This window comes from Mesorhizobium sp. M7A.F.Ca.US.006.04.2.1, assembly GCF_004022915.1.
Classification (GTDB): Bacteria; Pseudomonadota; Alphaproteobacteria; order Rhizobiales; family Rhizobiaceae; genus Mesorhizobium; species Mesorhizobium ciceri.
Genome location: NZ_RZQA01000443.1, coordinates 1 through 5,284 on the forward strand (window position 1 = coordinate 1; position 5,284 = coordinate 5,284).

General features: G+C 59.0%; 6 protein-coding genes. 3 read left to right on the forward strand and 3 right to left on the reverse strand.

What is annotated here, in order from left to right:
• Positions 1 to 453 (forward strand): RNA methyltransferase (locus EN925_RS21960; protein ID WP_164894321.1); only part of this gene is annotated, 453 nt, incomplete at its 5' end.
• Positions 454 to 545: 92 nt separating this feature from the next.
• Here the strand turns inward: EN925_RS21960 and EN925_RS21965 are convergent.
• Positions 546 to 1,682, reverse strand: coding sequence for a hypothetical protein (locus EN925_RS21965; RefSeq protein WP_024504506.1), 1,137 nt, complete (start codon positions 1,680 to 1,682; stop codon positions 546 to 548).
• 176 nt (positions 1,683 to 1,858) lie between these two features.
• On the reverse strand, positions 1,859 to 2,395 hold the full coding sequence (locus EN925_RS21970; RefSeq protein ID WP_224621527.1) for an EipA family protein: 537 nt from the start codon (positions 2,393 to 2,395) through the stop codon (positions 1,859 to 1,861).
• A gap of 391 nt (positions 2,396 to 2,786) precedes the next feature.
• Here EN925_RS21970 and EN925_RS21975 point away from each other — a divergent pair, with 391 nt between their 5' ends.
• Entirely contained in the window at positions 2,787 to 3,416 is a 630-nt protein-coding gene (locus EN925_RS21975) for a histidine phosphotransferase family protein (RefSeq protein ID WP_024504504.1), read from the forward strand.
• 238 nt (positions 3,417 to 3,654) lie between these two features.
• Positions 3,655 to 4,059 carry a response regulator gene (locus tag EN925_RS21980; protein WP_024504503.1) on the forward strand — a complete coding sequence of 135 codons (405 nt, stop codon included), beginning with the start codon at positions 3,655 to 3,657 and terminating at the stop codon, positions 4,057 to 4,059.
• A gap of 104 nt (positions 4,060 to 4,163) precedes the next feature.
• Here the strand turns inward: EN925_RS21980 and ctrA are convergent, their stop codons facing one another.
• Positions 4,164 to 4,859, reverse strand: a complete 696-nt coding sequence (gene ctrA / locus EN925_RS21985) for a cell cycle two-component system response regulator CtrA (protein ID WP_006203583.1) — start codon at positions 4,857 to 4,859, stop codon at positions 4,164 to 4,166.
• Between the last annotated feature and the right edge of the window lie 425 nt (positions 4,860 to 5,284).

A 5,284-nucleotide genomic window follows, 5' to 3' on the forward strand; every position in this document is an offset into this window, starting at 1 on the left:
GTCGTGGTGCTCGTCGGCATCGCCAACCATGACAATGTGGGCTCGATCTTCCGCAACGCCGCCGCCTTTGGCGCTGACGCGGTTTTGCTGGATGCGACGTGCTGCGACCCGCTCTATCGCAAGGCGATCCGCGTTTCGGTCGGCGCCGCGCTCAAGATCCCGTTCGCATCGTTCACCGACACCGCCGGCTTCACAACGATGCTCGCCCGACGTGGCTTCGAACAATTCGCGCTCTCGCCACGCGGGAAGACCGACATCCGCGATGCGCAGCGCAGCGAGCGCCTGGCGCTCTATCTCGGCACCGAGGGCGAAGGCTTGCCGGACGACCTGCTCGCAAGCCTGCACGACGTGCGGATCACCATGGCGGAAGGCTTCGACAGCCTGAATGTCGCCGCGGCTTCAGCCATCGCGCTGCATCATTTTTCGGCTAGAGCAATTCTAGGAAAAGTGTGAAGCGGTTTTCCGTCCAGAATTGCGTCAAAGCGAAGAATTAGGGCATTTCGCCGTTTCCGTGAAACGGTGAAATGCTCTAAGGAGACCTGATCTCAGCTTGTCGCGTCAGCCTTCTGCAGCGCGCGCACGCGGTCGGCAAGACTGCGGTCACCGTTGCCGGAGCGTGCGTCCGACGGTACCGCCAATGCCATGGCGATCGGCGAACCAGGCCCCTCGAGCTTGGCCGTCAGATGGACGACCTCCGCCGCCAGCTCGTTCATCTGCTCGCGCAAGGCGGAGCTGCTGTCAGTGGCCTTGGAGGCGGCCAGTGCGGTGAGATCCGCCTTCAGCCGTTTGTTCTCGCGCGCCAGCGCCGTCAGCCTCGCCTCGAGCTGCTCACGGTCGCTGTCGAGCTTGGCGATTGCCTTGTCGAAATCATCGCTCCTCGCGACATCGCCGCCCTTGCCGACCAGCCGCAAGGCTGGCGCGCTGTCCTCGGATTTCGATCTTTCGCGCATGCGTGCCAGTTCCTTTTCGCGGCGATCGAGTTTGTCTTCTCGATCGGCAAGTGTGGCCAGCAGCCGTTCGACCTTCTTGTCGAGCTCGGCGGTCTTTTTCTTCTCGGCTTTCAGGGCGTCCCGCGCGGCCTTGCTTTCGGCCGCGATTTCCTGGCCGCGCCTGTCGGCTTCCTTGCGCTGGCCGCGCAGCATCGCAATGTCGCTGGCGAGTTTCTGCATTTCGGATTCTCGCGCCACGAGCTCGATCTGCCGGCTGCTCGAGGAAAAACTGGCGTCGTCATACATGCGCTCCAGCTTTTCCAGCTCAAGTGCGCGCTTTTCCAGCTTGCGTTCGGTTTCCTTCAGACGCTCCGAAAGCTGCTGCAACTCGCCCTCTCGCTGACGCAGCGCTTCGTTCTTCGCGCCCAGCTCGGTCAGCGCCTGGTTCTTGTCCGTCCGCTCGACCGCCAGGCCCTTCATGGCCTCGCGACCGCGATTGATCTCGACCAGTTGTTCGGCCGCCTTCTCACGCAACGCCTTGACGCTGATTTCCAGGCGGCGCGTCGTCATGGCGTATTCGGCGCGGATGCGATCCTTGTCCGCCTGGATCTCGGTCTGCGTCAGAGGGATCGAGGATTCGATGCGTTTGCGTGTAAGCGCGACCGCACGACGCCATATGGCCGGAGCCACCATGAGCGCCAGAAAGCCAGCGCAGAGAAAGCCGAGGACGAAGAACAGGACCGACTGGACCAAGTGACTACCCGTTGTGGCCGGCAAGCATCAAAAGCGCATAGACCGCTTTGACTGTGCCACGTTGACATGGCGGAAATCCAGCGTTGCGGCAAGGGTTTGCCGCAACGGTACGAGTTTAATGCATGTCGACCCAAAAGCGGTCCCGGATTTGGACAACGACAGTCAAGGACTTCAGCCTAGAACGGATTCCAGGTGGCCCGCTCGGTAAGCTTCAGATAGCCGAGATTGACGCCGAGCCGAGCACCGACGCCGGTGCGGATCGGCACCAGGAGAACATTGTTGTTCTTCAGCACGTTGAAGCCGACGCCCGCCACCACATAGGCTGAACCGGCAACGCCGCCATAGCGGTTGTAGAGGCTGCCCACATCATCGAGATTGTAGACCAGCATCATCACCCGCGACCCCTCGCCGCCGAAATCCCAGCCGAGCGACGGGCCTTGCCAGAACACTTTGTGGTCGCCGGCATTCTTGGTGTAGAGCGTGCCTTCGCCATAGGTCAGGCCACCGATCAGCGCACCGGAGCCCTCTTCGCCCAGCAGATAGCCGTTGGGCAGGCCGTAGGAGGCAAAAATCTTCTCTATCACCGTGGCGAGTCCGCCCGATGTGGCGCCAAAAAATTTGTGACCGGAATCGACAATCTCCTGAGCGGTGTATTCCTGGGCCCGCAGGGCTGAAGTCGAGAAGACGAGAACGCCCAGGAGCGTGACCGCCATTGAGAAGACACGGAGAAAGCTCCGGTCGTAGTATCGGGAAAACATGCTTCCAATCTCCGTCAGGGAGCACCTTCGCCGACGCCTCGCACCCCGTACGGCTCTTTTAGCCGGCCGTTAAGGGTAACTGTTAGGGGCAAACTATGCCGTAATCCTTTTTCAACCATTAAGCTCCCACATGAACATGGCGGTTCGAAGGCTGTTTGGGGTCGCTCAATTGGGGTCGGCAGCCTGCGTGAACACGCCATTTGCCACAACCACAATTTGGATTTGTTGCTGCACGCACGGGCGCTGTGTATTCAGAAAGCCTGAGGAGAGAGTGCGTGATTCGTGTGGCAGGCGACGATCGATCGCCCGGCCATGAGTTGTGAGATTTTGCAGGGATTTTTCGCCGATGGCCGATCTGTTCACCCTTTCCGCACCCGATCTGGCAGCGCTTTTGTGCAGCCGGGTCTGCCACGATATCATCTCGCCGGTCGGCGCGATCAACAACGGGCTCGAATTGCTTGATGAAGGCGGCGCCGATGAGGACGCCATGAAGCTGATCCGTCAGAGCGCCCGCAACGCTTCGGCCCGCCTTCAGTTCGCCCGCATCGCCTTCGGTGCCGCCGGTTCGGCCGGCATGTTGATCGATACCGGCGATGCCGAAGCGGTCGCCATCGCCTTCCTCAAGAACGAAAAGCCAGAACTGACCTGGAACGGGCCCCGCGCGTTGCTGCCCAAGAACAAGGTCAAGCTGCTGCTCAACCTGATCCTCGTCGCCAATGCCGCCATTCCGCGCGGCGGCAAGCTTTCCGTGACGCTGGAAAACCTTGAGACCGAGCCGCGATTCGCGCTTGCGTCGGCTGGCCCGATGCTGCGGGTGCCGCCGAAATTCCTCGAACTGCATTCCGGCCACAAGCCGGAGGAGCCGATCGACGCGCATTCCGTGCAGCCCTATTACACGCTGCTTCTGGCGCGCGAAGCCGGCATGACGATATCGATCCACGCGACGCCGGAAGAAATCGTGCTTTCGGCGGCCTGATGCGCAGCCGATAAAGCGAAGTATTTTTTCATTTAACGCTGTAATTCCAGCTCATCGACTTGAAATGCGTCCGGTCGTTCAGGCGGTGCCAAAGCATTCGTGAATAAAAGTAGGCACCTGCCCATCTTTGTAAAAATTTTACCTAACGCCTTTTCGGCTTCTTTACCAGATTGGCCTATGGTGCGTCCTGGATGCCCCCGACGCTACCGGACTGCCAGAAGGCAAAGAGGACCCGGAAATGAAACGCTGCATGTTCGTCGACGATTCAAGCGTTATCAGGAAGGTTGCAAAACGCATCCTGGGCGGCTCCGAAATGATTGTCATCGAGGCCGCCAGCGGACTTGACGCGCTGGAGATGTGCGCCGCCGACATGCCCGACATCATCGTCGTCGATGGCGCCTTGCCCGACGTACCGGCGGTCGATCTCATCCGTCGCGTCCGCGCCATGGAGAGCCCGATAAGGCCGCAGATCCTGATTTCCCTGGTCGAGCTCGATATTGCTTCGATCATGCGGGCCAAGCGAGCCGGCGCCCAGGGCTATCTCTTGAAGCCGTTCAACCGCCCGCAGCTGCTCGAGCGCTTTCGCACCTTGAAGAGCGCACCTGATTCGGCATCCTTGAGCAACTCCAGAAAAAGTGCGTGACGGTCTTCTGCTCGGAAGCCCAAAAGCAGACCGTTACCAGCCCATCATGCAAAAACCCGGCCGAAGCCGGGTTTTTTATTGAAAAGATTCGAACGATTCGTCGCTCAGGCGCTGACGCGAATGTCTTCCGGTTCGCGCAGCACATAGCCGCGACCCCAGACCGTTTCGATGTAGTTCTGACCGCCCGATGCCGCGTCGAGCTTTTTGCGCAGCTTGCAGATGAAGACGTCGATGATTTTCAGCTCAGGCTCGTCCATGCCGCCATAGAGGTGGTTGAGGAACATTTCCTTGGTCAACGTGGTGCCCTTGCGTAGCGAGAGCAACTCCAGCATCTGGTATTCCTTGCCGGTCAGGTGCACGCGCTGGCCGCCCACTTCGACTGTCTTGGCATCGAGGTTGACCACCAGGTCGCCGGTGGTGATGACCGACTGGGCGTGGCCCTTGGAACGCCGCACGATGGCATGAATGCGGGCAACCAGCTCGTCCTTGTGGAATGGCTTGGTCATGTAGTCGTCTGCGCCGAAGCCGAGGCCGCGCACCTTGTCCTCAATGCCGGCCATGCCGGAGAGGATGAGAATAGGTGTTTTGACCTTGGAAAGGCGAAGCGTTCTCAAGACCTCGTAGCCTGACATGTCAGGCAGGTTGAGGTCGAGAAGAATGATATCGTAGTCGTAGAGCTTGCCTAGATCGACGCCCTCTTCACCGAGATCGGTCGTGTAGACGTTGAAACTTTCCGATTTCAGCATCAGTTCGATGCTTTGTGCGGTTGCACTGTCATCTTCTATCAGCAGAACACGCATTTTATTCCCCTTTTCTGCTGCCGGACCATTTCACGACCCGTCCGGACCCGGAGCAGTGGTTGCCTTGTGCAGAGGCTGCCATTGAATGGTTAACAAATCCTAATTTCCCGTCCATGACGGTACCAGATTTTTTAACCTCTTTCTACACCCTCTTGAATCTAATAACGAATCTCAGAACCAAATTCCTAATGCAACACATTAACAACCTGGACTAAGCGACTCCAGGGACTCATCGACGTCGCTTCCGCATCGGTGGCCGGAATTTTTACCCGGCCTTAAGTCCTGACCCGTATGATTAACAATGCCCGTAAACGAATGGTTACCGCCGGCAAAAAACTTTAGGGTTTTGTTTCCCATAGTTGGGGGAAAGCCGGTGGACACGGGTGCGGCCTGGGCGTTTCCAGGTGGTTTGGACGATAAGTGCG